Raw genomic sequence first — 17,573 nt, 5'->3', positions numbered from 1 at the left:
ACAAATTTCGATATTTTTTTGTTCTAATTCATGCTTTTTTCTTTAAAAAACATCTACTCCACCGAAATTTCATCAACAAATAGCCATGCCGGATTCCCGTGGCCCGGGTGGTTATCGGGGAGTTTACCGTAATTTTTCGCAAAAACCCTTACATAACGGGCTTTTTTTCCGTTAACCGCAACGCCTAATTGTTGTACTGCTCTGCCCGGTTCATCTACTCCGCCAATAGGTATTTTTTGCACACTTTTAAAGGTTTTACCATCATCCGAAATAAATACTTCTACCTCACGCGGAAGCATAATCCACATGGCACTTGCCCGAAGAAATGCAAACGAAACCTTACTGATTTCCATGGTTTGCCCTAAATCAATAGTTATATCGAGGTCTTTGCCTTCGAAGCCAACCCATGTAGCACTATTGGCTTCTTCGCCTTTTACGCCATTGGTTAAGCCATAAGTTTCGCCTCCGGTATAGTTTTTTGGCTGGTTAACCAAAGTATATTTTCTGCCTGTGGCTTTATTAATAAAAAAATATTTTGTTAAAACTTTTCCTAACTGCTCTCCTTTCGGGGAAAAAGCAGCGGCTCTTATACTACCATCCTGCGTAATAACTATGCCAGTAGCTGGCTGATACAGTGTTGATTGAGCCGTAGGCTCTGAACCATCAACAGTATACCTGATATTGGCTTGTTTATCAGCCGTTTGCAGTTTTACAATGGCCTGACTTTTAGCATTCATCGAAGACGACGCACTAATATCATAATAGCTCTTGGCGTAATTTACTGCCAGATACTTTAATCTTTTAAAATGTGTTTGAAGGCGTGTAGTGAAATCGTCGTAATCTTTTTGTTTAAGAGAAGTCCAACCTATTTCTGCAATAGCTGATGCCCTCGGATACACCATGTATTCAACCTGACTTGGGGTTTGAATGTATTCGGTCCAGACATTAGCCTGCACACCCAGAATATGCTTTGTTTGCTCAGGAGTCAAGGCTTTAGGTGTTGGGTCATAAGAATATACTTTTTCTAATGGAAGGTACCCACCTATTGCCAAAGGCTCAGTAGTAGGGTCTGACTGGTAATAATCAAGGTAACAAAAGCCCGTAGGAGTCATAATAGCATCATGATTTTGCTGGGCAGCTGCTATTCCTCCCTCTACCCCACGCCATGACATAATAGTGGCATTAGGTGAAATTCCACCTTCCAGTATTTCATCCCAACCAATAATTTTTTTCCCTTTCGATGTCAGGAAATTATCAAAATGCTTGATAAAATAACTTTGCAATTCATGTTCGTCTTTCAGACCTTCCTTTTTCATTAAATCCTGACAGAATTTACTCTGTTTCCAAGCTGTTTTAGGGCATTCATCTCCACCGATGTGTATATATTGGCTTGGGAATAAAGCAATTACTTCTGTAAGCACATCTTCTAAAAACCTGAAGGTTGTCTCGCTTGGGCAAAACACATCATCATGTACGCCCCATATTCCGGTAACTTCATAAGGAGTTCCTTTCAACGATTTTTCTGTACATCCTAATTCTGGATACGAAGCCAAAGCAGCCAACGCATGGCCTGGCATTTCAATTTCAGGAATAACGGTAATAAACTTTTTCTGCGCGTAACTTACCACATCCTTGATTTCCTCCTGTGTATAAAAACCACCATGAGGCGTGCCATCAAATTTCCAGTCATTATAATGCCCTTTCATACTTTCTTTTCGAACTGAACCTATTTCTGTCAGTTTAGGATACTTCTTAATTTCAATTCTCCAACCTTGGTCGTCGGTTAGGTGCCAATGAAATTTATTCATTTTATGCAAAGCAAGCAGGTCTATGTAACGTTTAATAAACGAAACAGGAAAGAAATGGCGGCTTACATCAAGCATACTCCCACGATGCACATAGCGTGGGCGGTCGAAAATAGTACAAGCCGGCACTGCCCAGTCCACTCCTTTTTCGAGCGAGCTACTGAAAATCTGTGGAGGCAATAATTGTAATAAACTTTGCAAAGCATAAAACTCTCCTTTACTTGTAGCTCCGGCCAATACAATACCTTTGGCATTAACTTTAAGAATGTAGTCTTCCTCACCAAGCATTTTGTTCATTACCTGCTCTTTGAGTGGCGCAAATACGATTGTATTGTTAGCGGGAATCAGGTTATCATTTAATTCTGTTTCCTGAATAGAAAGTACTTCACCTGAAGTAACCTGTATACGCTCTGCCAGCATTTCGGCTAAGGGCCTAATTTCGGTTGCATTTTTAGGGATAAGAATTTTAGTTTGAGCAGTAATTACATACGCTCCATTTAAAGGGGTAAGTTCCAGTGGTTTAGGAATAATTGCATATTTGTTTTGGGCAAGAGCCGAAAAACTCAGCATTATCAGGCTTAGGTAGCCAATCCATTTTTTCATACTAACAAAGGTTTTATTGATTGCTTGGCAAAATTAGTTTTTTATCAAGGAAAAAAACAAGGTAGTTCGGTTTTTTGCATATATGCTGCAAAACCGAGCATTTCTAGTTAAGGTTTTTGCCTAAAACGTTTATGAAATAAAAATATGTTATTATTCCACTAATTTTAACTAATAGCCCGCCTATTGCGTGCATTATTCAATGAAATCTTTTCTTTTTAGCACTATTATCAGGCAGTTGTTGTTATTAATTTTATGGCTGTTTTACCAATTGAAAGCATTAGCTGAATTTTAGAAAAAACTTGATAAAGATTTATAGCTGTGATATATTTATATTTGCATTAAAATTAAAGAATGTGATTCCGTGCAGAACCAGAACAATTACTTAGACAAACTTAACCCGCCACAACGTGAAGCTGTAACTCACCCTGAAGGCCCTTTAATGATTATTGCCGGAGCAGGTTCGGGTAAAACCCGCGTGCTCACTTACCGCATTGCCTGGCTTATTGAGCAAGGGGTTGACCCTTTTAATATTCTGGCTTTAACCTTTACCAATAAGGCTGCCGGCGAAATGCGTAATCGTATCGGGCAAATTATAGGAAGTGATGCTAAAAACCTCTGGATGGGGACTTTCCACTCGATTTTTGCCAAAATACTTCGTTTTGAAGGTAAAAGGCTTGGCTATACTTCTGACTTTACTATTTATGATACCGACGATTCAAAATCGTTGATAAGAACTATTATCAAGGAATTAGGGCTTGATGATAAAGTATACCGCCCTAACTATGTGTTGAACCGGATTTCAAATGCTAAAAATGCGCTGGTTTCGTGGGAGGCTTATATCAATAATCCGATTTATATAGAAGACGATAAAGCTGCTCGTATGCCTGAAATCGGTCGTTTATATAAAACGTATCAATTACGCTGTTTTCAGGCTAATGCCATGGATTTTGACGATTTGTTATTTAATACTAACGTTCTTTTCCGTGACCACCTTGATGTGCTGAATAAATACCAGCATAAATTCAAGCATGTGTTGGTTGATGAGTTTCAGGATACAAACGTATCTCAATACCTGATTACCCGTAAATTATCGTCAGTACATCAGAATATTTGTGTGGTGGGCGACGACGCACAAAGTATTTATGCTTTCCGTGGAGCAAATATCCAGAATATCCTGAATTTCAAAACTGATTACCCTGAACTTCACGTTGTAAAACTAGAACAAAATTACCGTTCTACTAAAACAATCGTAAATGCGGCCAACTCGGTTATTGCACGCAATAAAGAACAACTCGAAAAAAACGTTTTTACAGACAACGAAGAAGGAGCTAAAATAGAAGTTATAAAAGCTGCTTCCGACAATGAGGAGGCGCGCCTGATTGCTACCAGCATATTTGAAGCTAAAAACAATGGGAGCCTAAAAAACAACGATTTCTCGATTCTTTACAGAACCAACGCTCAATCGAGAGCATTTGAGGAAGCTCTCAGAAAAATAAATATTAAGTATAGAATAGTCGGGGGGTTATCATTCTACCAACGGAAAGAAATTAAAGACCTGCTTGCATACCTGCGCTTTACTGTAAATCAGAACGACGAAGAAGCCTTTAAACGTATTATTAATCTCCCCAAAAGAGGCATCGGCGATACAACTGTTGCCAAAATAGTAGTAACAGCCGCCGAAAACAACAAGGCAGTGTGGGAGGTAGTAAGTAATATTAACCAATTTGTAGCCGGACGTGCCGGACAAGCCATTGATGAGTTTGCTACTTTAATTAAAAGTTTCAAAATCATGGTAGAAGAAGGCAAAGATGCCCATACCGTTGCTGCGTACATTGCTAAAACTTCGGGTATTCTGCGTGAATTATATGAAGATAAAACCGTTGAAGGTTTATCACGCTATGAAAACGTTCAGGAGTTGTTGAACTCTATCAAACAGTTTGTTGATAACCCTGAAAACGAAGAGAAATCGCTTAGTGCATTTTTGCAGACAGTTACCTTGATGACATCGGCCGACCAAGAAGATGAAGATGGCGACAGTGACCGCGTTACTCTTATGACTATACACGGCGCAAAAGGGCTGGAATTTAAATATGTGTACATTGTAGGGCTGGAAGAAAACCTGTTTCCCTCACAAATGATGCTGCAAAACCGTAGCGACCTTGAAGAGGAACGTCGATTGTTTTATGTAGCCATTACAAGAGCCGAACAAAAATTAACTTTAAGTTATGCCGAAACCCGCTACAATTACGGACGGCTTAACTATTGTGAACCAAGCCGTTTTCTGGAAGAAATTGACAAGAAATTCCTTCAGATGTCGAAAAGTCGTGTGGTTTCATACGGAGACACCGAAATGAGAAGCGACCGACCTGCTACATCGACGCTATCGTTTGCAAAAAAGGAGAGCATTATTTCTAACCTTAAACCCGTACAAAAAGCTGTTGCAGCACCTCATACGCCTTCTTCTGATTTTGTACCAAGCGATACCAGTAACCTTAAGGAAGGTAATAAGGTGGAACATCCTAAATTTGGTTTTGGAACGGTCAAAAGAATGGATATAAATGGTACTGACCGTAAAGCTACCATCTTTTTTGAAGGTCAAGGGGAAAAAACCTTATTACTAAGTTTTGCTAAATTAAGAATTGTAGAATAAACAAAGTAGGCTAGTCAAATTATCCAATGCCAGTTTCTTGGAATATGTTTTTAGAGAGCGAGCAAGATGATGGGTGTGTTTAGGCTTTTGTGGATGAGTTTGTTAAATAGCTTGGATACTTAGTTTTTGATAATATTGTATACATAAAAAAACCTTCTGGTAAAAATTTGTGCTTGTAGTGATTCGCAAATTTAACCAGAAGGTTCTTTTTTTATTTATCATCCTTAAATTCGGGATGACTCATATTTGTTGTATATGCTTTTTTGTATATATTACTTGCCGAGGCTTCCTAGTTTATCAATAATAAGCCCTTCAAGATATTCTTTAATTGAATCAATCTTGATTTGTGAAACCACATCTTCGGCAAAAGCTAATAATTGCAGGCGAATGGCTTCTTTTTTAGGAATCCCACGTGACTGCATATAGAAAATAGCCTCATCGTTTAGTTTACCTGTTGTGGTGCCGTGCGAACATTTTACATCATCGGCCCAGATTTCCAACTGTGGCTTGGTATTCATGGTTGCCTCGTCAGATGTTACTACGTTGCGGCAGTTCTGATAAGCATTTGTTTTTTGGGCATCTTCACGAACAAAAATCTTTCCGTTGAATACTCCCGTAGACTTATCCATCAGAATCCCCTTGTACAGTTCATTACTTACACAATTAGGTTTTCTGTGGTCAACCAATGTATGATTATCGACGTGCTGTTTTTTACTTGGCACATACAGCCCGTACATGTGGCTCTCGATATGTTCACCATCAAGGACAATGTTCAGGTTGTTTCTGACAAAACCTCCATTTACTGTTACGGTTGCCCCATAGAAATAACTCTTGTCTTTCTGATACACCTGCGTTGTACCAATATGATAAGCGTTATCGCTTTCGTTTTGCACTTTGTAGTAGTCGGCACGAGCATCTTCAAAAAGTACAAATTCGGTAACTGTATTAATAAAATACTTGTTATCACCAATTGTACGATATGCTTCTGCTATTTTCACCTCTGCATTTTTGCCTACAACAATCAGGTTACGCACTTGTGAGCCAACATCTTCTTTACGGGTATCACCAATAAAACGTAAAATAACAGGCTCTTCAAGGGTCATGTTGTCGGCAATATGCACTACTACGCCATCTTTAGCCAAAGCCGTATTAAGAGCGGTAAAGGCATCATTTTTATAGTCGGCATAGTGTGCAAAGTAACGCTCAATTACATCGGGCATTTGTTGCTGTGCTTCTGCAAAAGGCATTACCTTTAGCTTCTCGCCCGGGCTTTCAATGTGCGATAACTCTGCATGAAACACTCCATTAATAAAGTAAAGTACATTACCTTTTAAATGCGGCAGATGTATTTCTTTCAGGTCATTATTGTTGAAATCGGAGCTAGCTTCAAAGTTAAAGTTTTGCTTGATAAGGCTTGAGACATTGCTATATTTCCACTCTTCGTGCTTGATTGTAGGAAAGCCCAGCTTATCAAAATTTTTCATGGCTTCGCCACGCAATTGATGAACAGGCAAAACACTTTTACCGTTCAGTGCCGTTTGCAAAGTCTGAAAATCAGTAAGTAACTGATTTTTTAAATCTATATTTTCTAGAGAACTCATTTTATAATTCTGCTACTACTTCTAGTTCTATTTTATAACCAAAGTGTAATTCTTTTACCGGAATAATTGACCGTGCGGGTCGGTGATTAGAAAAAAAATCAGTATATAATTGATTAACAACTCCCCAATATTCGCCGTCTGTAATGTAAACAGTAGCTTTTACTACTTTATCAACTGCACTACCTGCTTCGGCAAGTATTTGTTTGAGGTTATCAAACACCACTATTACCTGTTCTTCGATTGTCGAATCCATGGGTAGTTTTTCTGAAGTATTGATTTTAATAGGTAATATACCTGAGGTAAAAACCAAGCCATTGCTCACAATGGCCTGCGAGTAATGACCTGCTGGCTTGGGGCTATTGGCTACCTGAATTGTTGTCATTTGGATTTATACCGATTAAGCTACTTCTAAAGCATCTACTTCTGCTTTAATCCAGTCATAGCCTTTTTCTTCTAGTTCAAGTGCTAGTTCTTTTGTACCCGATTTCACGATTCTGCCTTTATATAGTACGTGTACAAAATCAGGCACGATGTAGTCTAACAAACGTTGGTAGTGAGTAACTACAATAAATGAGCGATTTTCGTCTCTTAACTTGTTTACACCTTCGGCTACTATTCTTAGGGCATCGATATCCAGACCTGAATCGGTTTCATCAAGAATACACAATTTAGGTTCAAGCATTGCCATCTGGAAAATTTCATTACGTTTTTTTTCACCACCCGAAAATCCTTCATTCAATGAGCGTCTCAACAAGGTATCATCGATTTTCACCAATTTAGCCTTTTCTTTCATTCTTTTCAGAAACTGAGCGGCATCTAGTGGCTCTTCTCCGTTATACTTACGGATTTCGTTTAACGCCGTTTTAAGAAAATTAACTGTGGTTACGCCTGGTATTTCTACCGGATACTGAAAGGCCAGAAATATTCCTTCGGCGGCTCTCTCTTCAGGAGCCATATCCAATAAATCTTTACCCTTGAATTCTATCGAGCCTGCTGTTACTTCGTAATATTCTCTTCCTGCCAAAACCGAGGCAAGTGTACTTTTTCCCGAACCGTTAGGCCCCATAATGGCATGAACTTCACCGGGTTTTACTTCAAAATTTATTCCACGTAATATTTCCTTCTCCTCTATTCTTGCGTGTAAATTACTGATAGTGAGCATTTTTTAATCTTTATTTTAAATGATTCTTTATCCTTGATTGAACTATTTAATACGATTACTCTGACAAATATCCAGAAATCAGGTTGCAAAGATACAACCAAAATACCCAAGATGCTATTCTTAGTTCAATTATAATAACCCTAAAAGGGTTCTGCTCGTTCCTTTTTTCTGATAAAATTAATAATATACGTAGAATAATAGTACAAAACCTAAGCAACTACTTCAAAAAGTTTAATTGCTTGTGCTTTATTTTTTAAAGTTGCTTCGCCAACTTCCTTACAATTAAAAGATTCCTTTACTTGCAGGTAAGCATTCTCACTGATGATAATCTGACTAGGACGGGCCGCAGCCTGTAATCGTTGCGCTGTGTTTACGGTATCTCCAATAACTGTGTAGTCGAGTCTTTTTAATGAAGCAGAGCCGATATTTCCTGAAATCATTTCGCCTGTATTAATACCGATTGATACTTTAGGTAAATAGGTTGAATGATTAGGCAATACTTCTTTTATTGTATCAATTGCAGCCCGCACCGCTAAAGAGGCTTCAATGGCGCGGTCGAGGTGGTAGTCTCCTTTAAAAACAGCCATCACGGCATCACCCATAAACTTATCTACATACCCCCCCTGCTCAATAATTCCCTTGACCATAACGTCAAAATATTTATTGATCAGATTAACTACTGTATCGGGCGATTCTTTTTCAGAGATGGAGGTAAAACCACAAATATCAATAAAAACCACTGTGGCCACAATGGTTTCATTGGCTGTAAGTGACGACTCGAACTCTTGGCTATTCATGAATTTAAGAACGGTTTCATCAACATACATTTTCAGGATATTATTTTCTTTAATGGCCTGTAAGGTCTGACGAAGCTGTGTTACGTGCTTAATTGTTTTTTCAACGGTTAGTTCAAGGTCTTCAAAATTGATAGGTTTGGTCAGGAAATCGAAGGCTCCACGGTTCATGGCTGTTCTGATATTTTCCATGTCGCCGTAAGCCGAAACTATTACTGCTTTTAAAAGAGGGTTAAGGTCTGATAATTTACCCAAAAGTGTGAGGCCATCCATCTCAGGCATATTGATATCACTAAGAATCATATCAATATCTGGCGACTGTTGTAATAATTTCAGGGCTTCTACACCATTTTGGGCAAAGCTGAATTCGTACGTTTTTTCTCGAATCTGTCGGCGGAATTTCTGTTTGATGAGGGTTTCTAAATCGGCCTCATCATCTACAACCATTATTTTGGCGTTCATATCGAACTTTTGAGTTTTTGTTTGAGTTCTGAAAAATCTAAAGGTTTTGTAAGAAAATCATTCGCTCCGAGGTTCATGGCTTGTGTATGGTTTTCTTCATCTCCATAGGCAGTAATCATCATCACAATTGGTGGTGCAATGGGCGATTTCAGCCTGATTTGTTTTAGCAGTTCTAATCCACTCATACCGGGCATATTAATGTCTGACAGTATCAAAACAGCTTCCAGATTCTGGCCTTCCAGATACGCCAAGGCCTCTTCTCCCGAACCACTAAATGCAAAGTCAAAATCTCCTGCCCTGATTTCTCTTCTGAAGCGTTGTTCAAATAATGTTCTTACATCTTCTTCGTCATCAACTACTAATATTTTCATAAATACCTGTTTAAACTATTTAAATCTCATTCAAAGATAAGGCAATTTAATAATAAACGTTGTTCCTTCACCTTCTTTTGTTTCTACTTCAAGGCTGCCCCCATGTGCTTTGGTTACAATGTCATAAGCCAGCGACAACCCCAGCCCTGTGCCTTGCCCAGTAGGTTTGGTGGTGAAAAAAGGCTGAAAAATCTTTGCTTTTATGTGTTCAGGAATACCCACACCATTGTCTTGTACGCGTATTTCAATTTCGTTATTCAGCTTTTGTGTACTTACAGTTACCTTGCCTTTGCCTTCTTTGTCTTTTACTGCATAAAAGGCATTGTTAATCAGATTCAGTAAAACCCGCCCAAAGTCTTGAGTTATTAAAGGTATTTTTGGCAGGCTTGGGTCCAGTTCAGTTTTAAATTCTGCATTAAAACTTTTATCTTTTGCTCTGATACCATGATACGCCAGACGCAGATATTCATCGGCCAGTACATTTACATCGGTAGGTTCTTTTTTGCCTGTGCTAGCCCTTGAGTGTTCGAGCATTCCTTTTACAATACTGGCAGCACGCTTGCCATGATGATTTATTTTTTCGAGGTTCTGAGAAATATCTGACAGAATTTCCTCTTCAAGCCCTTCATCTCTTTTATCTTGCTCTTTATTTCTTTCTTCCTGCAACTCCTCAATGAGTTCGCGGCTTACTTCTGAAAAATTATTAACAAAATTGAGCGGATTCTGAATCTCGTGCGCAATACCAGCCGTAAGTTCACCTAACGAAGCAAGTTTTTCACTCTGAATGAGTTGTGTTTGTGTAGCTTTCAGGTCTTCGAGCGACTTTTCGAGTTCGGCTGTCCGTTCGGCTACCTGATGTTCGAGTATCTCATTTTGTGCTGCCAGTATTTGTTGTTTTTCCTGTTCTTGTGCCAGATTCTGCGCCGATAACCTCTCTATCTCTTCCAATTTTGCCCGCAAAGCCTTATGTGTTCGGGTATACTCACGCACTAAAGAGAGTGATAAACCAACAGGAATACTAAAAAACATAATAATGACTACCAGTATTGCTACGTTTATAATAAGGCTTTCGGATCCGTTACCGACTGTGCCTTCGACAAATAAAATAATAACTGCAAGCATAGCACAGCCAGCTACTACTACCAAAGAATAAATAGGTACTTTGGCGTTGGCATCTTTTCTACGGTCGGCGAGGATACTTACACGTATAAAATCGATAAATAATAAAAAGAATGGCAGCCAAGTCTCAATTGCCCAAGGCAAGCTCCAGTTAAAAATATATGATAACATACTACCCGCTACCATAAAAGCGAGTGTATAAAATACTATACCAAATTTTTGATTTAAGTATTGATACAAGGAAACATTTATTAAAAAAACACCTACATAGGTAAAAATGATAGCAAGTAACCCATAAAACTCTTTCGATGAGATACCGGTCTGATAACTTTCAAGGCTACGGAGAAAAAAAGCCAACATCAGTACAAGCATATTTATTCCCAGACTTAAACTTACTTTTTGCGCCCTGTTAGCGATATAAAACGAAAAATGAAGAATAGCAAAAATCAGAAAGATGCCAGTAAAAAAGTATAGGAAGCCCGCTGTACGATTTATCTGATTTTCGATGAATCCGCCAATATATTTAGTATCGTGGATTCTTAAATAGAAAGTTTCCGAATTTGTACCGGGATAATAGAAATTCCCTTTTGTAAATGAATAACGAACAGCCAGTATATGTTTATTGGTGTCCGACAGCGTAAGGGGCAATGCAGTAACATTAACCAGCGTTTGCTCTTTATCAGGATTTTTGCTAACTACACCGAGCTTGTGCAAAAGTTTGCCATCAAGGTATATTTCTGAGGCTCCCATCTGCTTGATACTTATCGAAAGCGGATGGTTTACTAACTCTTTTGTTACTTGTATGGGTCGTCTGAACCATGCAATCTGAGATGCCCTTAACTGTGGAAATTCTTCTATTGATTCAGAAATTGCTATTTTTTCCCATTTACTATCATCGAAGTTAAGGTCTGCCCAAAGGGGATTGTCTCCTACATGCCATTTCCAATGGTTATTCAGGGCATAACCATAATTAGGAATACTGTCAAGGGCGCGAAATGGTTTATTCTGACTCTGAGCTTTGAATACAACAAAAAGAATTAAAAATAAATAAAAATACTTCATTCAATATCTTTGTTAATAAATATCTATATAATTAAACGGGCAAAGTAATCACAAACTCGGTTCCTTCTCCTTCTTTTGAGTGCACTTCGAGTTTCCCGCCATGCCCTTTAGTTACGATGTCATAAGCTAACGATAAGCCCAACCCAGTACCTTGTCCAGTGGGTTTAGTTGTAAAAAATGGCTGAAAAATCTTATTCTTTACACTTTCAGGAATACCAGTACCATTATCAATTACACTAATTAGAATTTCTTCCTGTGCAAGTGTAGTTTTTACTATTACCAGTGGCTTGTAGCCTTCAATGTTCATTCTGGATTTTTGTTGTACTGCATAGAAAGCATTATTGATAAGATTAAGTAGCACACGACCAAAATCCTGCGGTACTAAGTCAACTTTAGGAACCTGAGCATCAAATTCTGTTTTAAAGTCGGCATTGAAGGTTTTGTCTTTTGCCCTTAATCCATGATAAGACAACCGCAGGTACTCATCGGCTAGGTCGTTCAGGTCAACTTTTTCTTTTTGTCCGGTACTTGTTCTCGAATGCTGTAACATTCCTCTCACAATACTGGCAGCCCTTTTACCATGATGATTTATTTTCTCCTGATTCTGCACCAAATCACCTATCAGTTCAACAATGAGGTCTTTGTCTAAATTTTCACGTTCAAATTCTTCTTCAAGCTCTTTTGCCAGTTCAACACTTAACTCTGAAAAATTATTTACGAAATTCAGCGGATTCTGAATTTCGTGGGCAATGCCTGCTGTCAGTTCGCCCAACGAAGCCATTTTTTCGGCCTGAATCAATTGGTTCTGTGTCGATTTCAGTTCACTAATAGTTTCTTCCAGTTTTTCTTTTTGTTTGGTAAGTGCCACCGCACGGGTTGAAGCCGTTTTTTCGGACTGGATTAACTGCTCCTGCGTAAGTTTCAGTTTGGAAATAATCTCTTCTAATTCATGCTTTTGTTTAGTGAGTTCAGCGGTTCTTTCGGCAACCTGATATTCCAGTTCCTGCTTTTTGGCCTCACTTCTGATACGTTCCTGCTCCGTTTTTTTCCTTTGCTCAATTTCAACTTTATTTTGCTTTTGTAAATAAATACCAAAGCCTATCATCCAGAAAAAAGCGAATCCATACGCTGAACCAAAGTAAGAGTTATTTTCTTCATAAAAATTAGGTACTAGCAACTGCGCCAACCCGTCGACCACAATCATAAAAAGGACGGGCAAAACGGCATTAAACAACATTCGCGACGAACGCATGTACCTTGTTTTGTAAATAAATACCGAAATCAGTAAAATAAAAATCTGATAGTACCACTCCTCAATAAAATTAAACCCCGGCAAACTGGCCAATATATATACAGGCACAACTATCAACCAGCCATTTTTTAATATTTTATCCTCTTGCGGGTATCTGATTTGGGTTTCGTAATAAGTACGTAAAAATCTGATTACAAAAAACGTAAACGCCCCTTTTGAAACCATATCACTGTAGTCGACTTTCATAAACTATCTCTAGGAAAAACAGTTAATAGTAAACAACGAAATCTTGCAGGGGTTGTGGGTTTTATCCTGCATTTACTTTTATTAATACTTATTCAACAAGTATCAGGTTTACTAATTGGGCGGGTTGTGTCATTATGCTTAACCAGCCATTAGTTACCAAAAATAGAGAAGAATTCAGCAAAATACAATTTTGAAGCGCTATGAAAACATTTATTGCCTTTTTAATTGCAAAAAAGCACCATATCAGAATTATTTGAATAAAATTTGTAACAATATTTGTAATCTGAAAACACAAGCATAAAGCAAGGAGTACCACATTATAAAAATTGCATACGAATGAATATAGAAAAGGCAGAAGAATATGTTTTTGAAAAATTAGAAGAAAGTCTGTCGGATACCTTATTTTATCATGGCTTGCACCATACGGTTGATGTGGTTAACGCTGCGTTACGGCTGAGCATTGCAGAAGGTATTCATGACAGAGACGCTCTGCTATTACTACAAACAGCTGCCTTGTATCATGACTTAGGCTTTATAAGTACATACCGTGGCCACGAAACCGAAAGTTGCCGGATTGCACGTGTTTCGTTGCCAGATTTTGGGTATAATGATGCCGATATAAACAAAATCTGTGGAATGATTATGGCTACAAAAATCCCACAAAGCCCTACAAACCATCTGGAAAGAATACTGGCAGATGCTGACCTTGATTATCTGGGGCGTGAAGATTTCTGGCCTATTTCTACGTCCTTGTATGAAGAATTACGCGAGCGCGAAATGGTTACAGACCTGCACTCATGGAACCAGTTACAGATTGTTTTTCTGGAAAAACATGAATACTGGACCGAAACAGCCAAACAATGGCGGAATGAAGCCAAACTTAAACGCATTGAAGAACTAAAAGCTATGGTTAAGCCCTAACTATTGCATTGATAGTTTTTTCAGCTTATCATTTTGCCTGCGAATACGCTGGCATAAGATTCTGAGTACACTGCGCAGCAGTTCGTCACGTTCTTCCATGAGGTCATAGAAATCATCTTGGTCTATTCTGAACAGTAAAACGTCGGTTCTGGCCAATGCAGTTGCCGAGCGGGGTTCGGCATCGAGCAAAGCTAGTTCACCAAAAATATCACCCTTGCCCATAGTAGCAAATATTACTTCATGGTCGGCAATATCAATTTCACCCGAATAAATTACATACATACAGTTTCCTATCTCTCCTTTCTCAAAAATCACTTCTCCTTCATGGTAAGTAACTTCATTCATAATAGGCACTATTGAAGTTAGTACATTTTCGGGCGTTTCAGAGAAGAGCGGTGTATTTTTCAACACAATTACACGTTCCAGTTCAGATATTTCGTTTTCATGGTTTCCGTGGTGCATAGCTAAAATATCTTTATATTTTTCTGATAAACTTGGATGTTTGCTTATTATTTCGTGTGTTGCCTCAGAGAAAAGTCTTTTCTGATGCCTTAGGTATTGTTCAAAAAGCTGATTTTTATTGTTTGCAAATTCCCATTTACGCAGGGCTGTCACGATAGTCCAGTCTCCAAAAGCCATGCTTCCTTTTTCTAACACATAATGCACAATGGGTTTAATAGCAATATCTTTATCGAGATAGGCTTCAAAAACTACTATTTTCTTTTCTGATTCGGTTTCGTCCAGAATGGCGTGCAAACATTTGTAGATAGCCCTCGGAATGATGTTATCCAGAATTTCAAGGGCATTTGCTCGTTTTTCTTTCGATGAATGTTCAACCCCTAGCATGGCATCCTGTACCATATCTTTATCATATAAGAGCATTAAAAGATAAAAAATTCGGTTCGACGACTGCCCCAGTTCATATTGTAGCAAAGTATCTTCTAGTATTCCAAAACCATATAGTAACTGATAGGCATGAGCAAGTTCTTCGTTCAGCAGTTTCTCAAACAATGCTTCGTAGTCTTCCGTAACCGAACGTTTACTTAGCACTTTCAATGCCATTTGCCTTACAAGCAGCGAGTCATTCTGAGCCAGCCTGATAAGTAATCTTTCACTGGCAAGGCTCTGGTATTTTTCGCTGAATAAAACTACTTTCTGAAGCAAGCCAGTATCACCACCTCTCGATAAATCTTCTACTTCTGCAAAACCACGCCCACCCGATTTTATAAGGCTGTTAATGGCTTTTTTTCCCCAGATACGGTCTTCGAGCAAATGCACAAGACCTTTAATCAAGACTGACGAGTCAATAGCTCCAGCAACTTCAATTGCTTTTTCTTTTATTTCGCTAGTTCCTTTTTCCAGACATATTCTCACAAAGGTTTCGTATTCTTTCAACTGCAATAACTCTATAATTTCGAGTGCTACAATTATTCGGGCTGGCTCCTGACTTTCGCAAAGTTGGTCAAGTCTGGCCTTTGCTTCTTCATGCTGAACTTTCCAACAGGCAATAATAGCCCCTTGAAGCGTATAAATATTTTTAGCGTTCAGAAAAACCAACCGCTGCTCGGCTGTTGTAGCCGAAGCACAAGCCAACTCGGCAGAGATACGTCTTGAAAGCGGATTAGTCTCATTCTCATTAAAAGTCTGTACAAACTGTGTATCTAATGGTATATGTAGGGTTCTGATAACGTTCAGTATATGTAACCTGACTTTATCTGATTTATTTCTCAATAATATTTCTACCTGATTTTTAATCACCTTTGGTTCAAATTTCATAATCCAGTCGATGGCACTAATTACTTCTTCGGGCTTATCACTAGTCAGGTTTTTTAGTATAATGCTGAGGGCATCGCCCTGCACTACTAGTTCATTACTTTTCAGGAAGCGTTTACTAAGGGCATTTTTCAGTTCTATGATATAACGTTTGTAGGCTTTATTAAGAAAAAACAACGCTAGCAATGATAACACAACCGTAAAAGCAAAGGCTATCCAGATTACAGTTGAGTGTATAAAATAGGCAATCAATAATAATATACCTGCCAGCCCCATTCCTAATGGCTCATAAAACCCTTTAGCTAGCGTATGCCCTTTAAGCCTTTGTTGTGTTGATAACGGCTGGAACATTACCAGAAACACGGGGTCGAAAGCTGTGCGTCTTAAAACCTCGAAACAAAGGTACGCCGCACTAAAATCGAACAAAAGGGAGCTTTCGTCATGCTTGTAAGACGACATCCCCACCAACAGAACAGACATCAGCAAGGTACCGATAGGTAGCAGTAGAAGTGCGTTTTTCAAGCCGAATTTATCAATTACTTTACTTGAGAAAACCAACTTAACAATAGTAGAAATAACATAAGTAATAGCAAGGAGGTAACCCACAAACTGAATTACATCGTGCTGGCTATGAAATTTATACTTCACATTTACAAAGAAGTTATATTCGACCCAAGTGGCAGAAGCCGCTATGGCAACCAAGCCTACGCACATTTCAAATACAAGATGACTGCCTCCGAAAAGTGTTTCTACAATCTTGGATTCAGTATGCCGACGAATCTTGTTCTGATGGTGGCTCGGAATATCAGTAAGGTCAAAGGTACGTTTCTGCGTAAAAAAGGCTAGCAGAAATGTAACAAATGCCACCATTACCAGAATGGCCAAAACCGATGTAGAATGAATAATAGCCGCCAATACGGCACCTATTGCTTTGGCTGGTACATCGCCAGAGCCAATTACGCTAAATAAGCGTTTACTTTGGCGTACATCAAAAACCAGTGCAGAAACACCCCAGAATTCGAGGTTTACAAGCAGATATATCACCCTGAAACCCACCATGATACCAATAGCCACGGCGGTAGAATGATTAAAAAATAAAATAGTACCAATAATAATAGAAAGCACCAATACCGCCAATAAAACTCGGATACTCAGTTTTTTTAATACCAGATGATGTTCATAATATTCATAGATTTTACCAACGCCCATCATAGCAAAAGTAGATACTATGTAAGCAATGGGTAACGAAACTTCAGGATGATGCTCGAGTAAGATTAAGTTGGCTGACACATACACCAAAACTGTTCCTATACTAATAAAAAAATTGTGCAGGAAAAATAATAAAAGCAGTCTTGATTCTCTCGGACGTTCTTCTGTTTGGGCAGTCAGATAAGTACTTTTAGTTTCAACCATTTGAAAATTATGAATGGACACTGCAATTTAGGAATGTTTTTTTAAAGATTTAACAAGTTTTGGCAACTTGTGCCTGATTAAATAGATAGAAGAAGAATGTATTTTGAAATGAGGCTTATATCTTGTATTATTGCAAAGTAAAATGGCATTTTTCAACGAAAATATCTTTACTTCAAAAAGCAGAAATCATCTTTTATCTGATGATAGCGGCTTTGTTATAAATAACCTCTACCGCCATTTTTATCAACCACATTGCATTCTGCTTGCCTTTTTTCAGCTATTATTTTTCATGGCTCAGTTTGGTTTTTATTAAGTTTTTAATACAAATTTTCTTCTGTT

The 17,573-nt window shown here is 38.4% G+C and carries 11 protein-coding genes; 2 read left to right on the top strand and 9 right to left on the bottom strand.

The genetic code is table 11. The features are described from left to right. Positions 1-53: 53 nt before the first annotated feature. The gene (locus WAA15_RS01360) at positions 54-2,408 is read right to left on the bottom strand and encodes a glycoside hydrolase family 20 protein (RefSeq protein WP_337040567.1); all 2,355 of its coding nucleotides are present in this window, start codon (positions 2,406-2,408) and stop codon (positions 54-56) included. 361 nt (positions 2,409-2,769) lie between these two features. Between WAA15_RS01360 and WAA15_RS01355 the strand changes: the two genes are divergently transcribed. Next, the gene (locus WAA15_RS01355) at positions 2,770-5,058 is read left to right on the top strand and encodes an ATP-dependent helicase (RefSeq protein ID WP_337040566.1); all 2,289 of its coding nucleotides are present in this window, start codon (positions 2,770-2,772) and stop codon (positions 5,056-5,058) included. A 272-nt stretch (positions 5,059-5,330) separates the two neighbouring features. Here WAA15_RS01355 and sufD read toward each other — a convergent pair whose 3' ends face one another. The 7 genes from sufD to WAA15_RS01320 all read right to left on the bottom strand — a co-directional run bounded on the left by sufD (position 5,331) and on the right by WAA15_RS01320 (position 13,127). After that, entirely contained in the window at positions 5,331-6,659 is a 1,329-nt protein-coding gene (gene sufD, locus WAA15_RS01350) for a Fe-S cluster assembly protein SufD (RefSeq protein ID WP_337040565.1), read from the bottom strand. Between the two features lies 1 nt (position 6,660). Beyond that, positions 6,661-7,041: a RidA family protein gene (locus WAA15_RS01345; protein ID WP_337040563.1), complete on the bottom strand. Its 381-nt coding sequence runs from the start codon at positions 7,039-7,041 to the stop codon at positions 6,661-6,663. A gap of 15 nt (positions 7,042-7,056) precedes the next feature. Continuing rightward, positions 7,057-7,821 carry a Fe-S cluster assembly ATPase SufC gene (gene sufC, locus WAA15_RS01340; protein WP_337040562.1) on the bottom strand — a complete coding sequence of 255 codons (765 nt, stop codon included), beginning with the start codon at positions 7,819-7,821 and terminating at the stop codon, positions 7,057-7,059. A gap of 209 nt (positions 7,822-8,030) precedes the next feature. Continuing rightward, on the bottom strand, positions 8,031-9,077 hold the full coding sequence (locus WAA15_RS01335; RefSeq protein WP_337040560.1) for an adenylate/guanylate cyclase domain-containing protein: 1,047 nt from the start codon (positions 9,075-9,077) through the stop codon (positions 8,031-8,033). After that, the gene (locus tag WAA15_RS01330) at positions 9,074-9,448 is read right to left on the bottom strand and encodes a response regulator (RefSeq protein WP_337040559.1); all 375 of its coding nucleotides are present in this window, start codon (positions 9,446-9,448) and stop codon (positions 9,074-9,076) included. Before WAA15_RS01330 ends, WAA15_RS01335 begins: the two co-directional genes overlap by 4 nt. Positions 9,449-9,478: 30 nt before the next feature. Continuing rightward, positions 9,479-11,629 carry an ATP-binding protein gene (locus tag WAA15_RS01325; RefSeq protein WP_337040557.1) on the bottom strand — a complete coding sequence of 717 codons (2,151 nt, stop codon included), beginning with the start codon at positions 11,627-11,629 and terminating at the stop codon, positions 9,479-9,481. A gap of 31 nt (positions 11,630-11,660) precedes the next feature. Next, positions 11,661-13,127: an ATP-binding protein gene (locus WAA15_RS01320; RefSeq protein WP_337040556.1), complete on the bottom strand. Its 1,467-nt coding sequence runs from the start codon at positions 13,125-13,127 to the stop codon at positions 11,661-11,663. A gap of 336 nt (positions 13,128-13,463) precedes the next feature. On the opposite strand from WAA15_RS01320, the gene WAA15_RS01315 reads away from it, so the two are divergent. After that, positions 13,464-14,048 carry an HD domain-containing protein gene (locus tag WAA15_RS01315; RefSeq protein WP_337040555.1) on the top strand — a complete coding sequence of 195 codons (585 nt, stop codon included), beginning with the start codon at positions 13,464-13,466 and terminating at the stop codon, positions 14,046-14,048. On the opposite strand, the gene WAA15_RS01310 is transcribed toward WAA15_RS01315, so the two are convergent. Then, on the bottom strand, positions 14,049-17,234 hold the full coding sequence (locus WAA15_RS01310; protein ID WP_337040554.1) for a cyclic nucleotide-binding domain-containing protein: 3,186 nt from the start codon (positions 17,232-17,234) through the stop codon (positions 14,049-14,051). Positions 17,235-17,573 lie beyond the last annotated feature (339 nt).

Source organism: Emticicia sp. 17c, assembly GCF_037153985.1.
Taxonomy (GTDB): domain Bacteria; phylum Bacteroidota; class Bacteroidia; order Cytophagales; family Spirosomataceae; genus Emticicia.
The sequence above is the reverse complement of the archived record's forward strand: the minus strand, read 5'-3'. Positions and strand labels throughout refer to the sequence as shown.

Excerpts from the sequence above, each read along its gene's own strand:
- WAA15_RS01325 (WP_337040557.1), bottom strand. The coding sequence starts at position 11,629 with ATGAAGTATTTTTATTTATTTTTAATTCTTTTTGTTGTATTCAAAGCT.
- sufC (WP_337040562.1), bottom strand. The coding sequence starts at position 7,821 with ATGCTCACTATCAGTAATTTACACGCAAGAATAGAGGAGAAGGAAATA.
- WAA15_RS01315 (WP_337040555.1), top strand. The coding sequence starts at position 13,464 with ATGAATATAGAAAAGGCAGAAGAATATGTTTTTGAAAAATTAGAAGAA.
- sufD (WP_337040565.1), bottom strand. The coding sequence starts at position 6,659 with ATGAGTTCTCTAGAAAATATAGATTTAAAAAATCAGTTACTTACTGAT.
- WAA15_RS01345 (WP_337040563.1), bottom strand. The coding sequence starts at position 7,041 with ATGACAACAATTCAGGTAGCCAATAGCCCCAAGCCAGCAGGTCATTAC.
- WAA15_RS01360 (WP_337040567.1), bottom strand. The coding sequence starts at position 2,408 with ATGAAAAAATGGATTGGCTACCTAAGCCTGATAATGCTGAGTTTTTCG.
- WAA15_RS01330 (WP_337040559.1), bottom strand. The coding sequence starts at position 9,448 with ATGAAAATATTAGTAGTTGATGACGAAGAAGATGTAAGAACATTATTT.
- WAA15_RS01310 (WP_337040554.1), bottom strand. The coding sequence starts at position 17,234 with ATGGTTGAAACTAAAAGTACTTATCTGACTGCCCAAACAGAAGAACGT.
- WAA15_RS01335 (WP_337040560.1), bottom strand. The coding sequence starts at position 9,077 with ATGAACGCCAAAATAATGGTTGTAGATGATGAGGCCGATTTAGAAACC.
- WAA15_RS01320 (WP_337040556.1), bottom strand. The coding sequence starts at position 13,127 with ATGAAAGTCGACTACAGTGATATGGTTTCAAAAGGGGCGTTTACGTTT.